This is a genomic window from Amycolatopsis keratiniphila subsp. keratiniphila (genome assembly GCF_001620365.2).
GTDB lineage: Bacteria > Actinomycetota > Actinomycetes > Mycobacteriales > Pseudonocardiaceae > Amycolatopsis > Amycolatopsis keratiniphila.
Window position 1 is genome coordinate 13,007 of sequence record NZ_LQMT02000057.1, and the last position, 2,290, is coordinate 15,296.

2 protein-coding genes are annotated in these 2,290 nt (G+C 71.4%); both read left to right on the forward strand.

The window, feature by feature from the left end; translation table 11 throughout:
- Positions 1-547: ATP-binding protein (locus tag AVR91_RS41830; protein WP_143254279.1), on the forward strand; the 547-nt coding region annotated here is incomplete at its 5' end.
- Positions 544-2,274, forward strand: a complete 1,731-nt coding sequence (locus tag AVR91_RS41835; protein ID WP_063277743.1) for an LpqB family beta-propeller domain-containing protein — start codon at positions 544-546, stop codon at positions 2,272-2,274. The genes AVR91_RS41830 and AVR91_RS41835, both read left to right, overlap by 4 nt.
- The last annotated feature ends 16 nt before the right edge of the window (positions 2,275-2,290 follow it).

A 2,290-nucleotide genomic window follows, 5' to 3' on the forward strand; every position in this document is an offset into this window, starting at 1 on the left:
CCGGGTGATCGCGGGCAACGCGGGAAGCTCGGTCGAACTGGTCCTGCCGGACGAGGAGGCGCCCGCCGAGGTCGACGCGCGCCGCGTCGAGCGGATCCTGCGCAACCTGCTGGCGAACGCGGTGGATCACAGCGAGGGGAACCCGGTGGTGCTGACGCTGGCGGTCAACGAGACCGCGGTCGCCATCACCGTGCGGGACCGCGGGGTCGGGCTCCGGCCCGGCGAGGCGGAACTGGTGTTCAACCGGTTCTGGCGCGCCGACCCATCCCGTAACCGCCGGACCGGCGGCACCGGCCTCGGCCTCGCGATCAGCCAGGAGGACGCCCGGTTGCACGGCGGCGTGCTCGACGCCTGGGGCGAGACCGGCCACGGTGCCTGCTTCCGGCTCGTGCTGCCGCGGCGGCAGGACACGCCGATGGGGGAGAGCCCGCTGGTCCTGCCCCCGCCCGATCACAAGGCGACCGATACGCACGGGTCGTCCGGACTGCTCGAAGTCCGGCCCGCGCCCGACGCGATCCTCGCCGAGCCCGAGGAGGTCGGCCGGTGAAACGGCTGCTGTCCCTGCTCGCGGTGTTCCTGCTGGTCGCAGGCTGCGCGAACATCCCGCTCGAATCCCAGCCCGTCGTCGTCTCCGGGGACAAACCAGGGCAGGCGCCCGCGGACGTCCCCGAACCGGCGGCCGGGATCGACCCGCTGACCGTCACCCGCCAGTTCATCCGCAACTCGGCGGCCCCGGGCACGGCGAGCGCGGCCGCGCGGGTCTACCTCGACGACGACGCCCGGCGCAACTGGAAGCCGTCGCCCGGGCTGACGATCATCGACGACACCTTCGGCACCGTGTACGACACTTCGTCGTCGTCGGGGAACCCGGACGAGCAGGTGGTGAACGTCCGCGGGTTCAAACTCGGCACGCTCAGCCCCGACAGCGCGTTCCTGCCGGTGAAGGCGGAGTACTCGCAGCAGTTCAAGCTGCGGAAGCAGCCGAACGGCCAGTGGCGGATCGTGGACCCGCCGCAGGAACTCGCCGTCACCGACGAGGATTTCGCGCTCAACTACTTCCGGGTGCCGATCAGCTTCTACTCGCCGGACTCCGGCGCCTTCGTCCCCGACCTGCGATACGTCGCGGCGAAACCGCAGGCAGGATTGCCCGGCAGGGTGATGGACCTGGTGCTGCAGGGTCCGTCGGAGGGGTTGAAGGGCGCGGTCAAGGATCTGCTCGGCGGCCAGGTCACCATCGAAAGCAACGTGCGCAGCACGGACGACGGGACACTGGACATCAACCTGACCGGTGTCGGCGGGGCCAGCCTCGTGGACCGGAACCTGATCGCCGCGCAGATCGTCCTGTCGCTGCAGACGGTGACGCTGAGCCGCGTCCGGCTGCTGGCCGACGGCACCGCGCTGGTGCCCGAGCACGAATACTGGCGCTCCAGCGAGCTGCCCAACTACAACGTGGACATCGCGCCGAACTCGGAACTGCTGGGACTGATGACCGTGAACGGCAGGGTCCGGTCGCTCGGCGACGGGCAGCCGGTCGGCGGGCCCGCGGGCAACGGCGGGTACAAGGTCGTCAGCGCCGCGCAGTCCGTCGACGGCAAACGGCTCGCGGTGGTCGAAGAACGCGACGGCAGGCAGTGGCTCCGGGTCGGCGATCTGGGGCACGACCTCGCTTCGGTGGACCTGTTCGGCGGCAGCCTGAGCCGCCCCACCTGGCGTCCGGTGGCCCGTGGCGGCGGCGGGGTCTCCGGCGAGGTCTGGACCGTGGTCGACCACAACACCGTCGCCAGGGTCACCCTGGCCGCGGACGGCCGCTGGGTGAAGGCCGGCGTCGACGCGACCATGCTCACCGGGCTGGGGCAGATCACCGAACTGCGCCTTTCGCGCGACGGGTCACGGCTGGCCGCGGTGGTCAACGGGCAGCTGGTGGTCGCCTCGATCGTGCGGACGGCGGACTCGGTGGCCCTGCGGGCGCCGCGGAAACTGCAGGAACGCGACCTCAAGGACGTGGTCGACGTCGACTGGGCGACCCAGGACCACCTGATCGCCGCGACGTCGTCGACCTCGCTGCCGGTGGTCAAGGTGCCGCTGGACGGGCAGCGGATGGACGCCTTCAACAGCTCGAACCTGACTCCGCCGGTGCACGGTGTCACGGCGGCCCCGAGCAGGCAGAACCTGGTCGCGGACGCGGGCGGGCTGTGGGTCGCCTCCGAACTGGGCGAGGTCTGGCGGCCGCAGGCGCACACCGTCACCAACGCGGACCCCTTCTACCCGGGCTGAAGTACGTGAAGGCCCC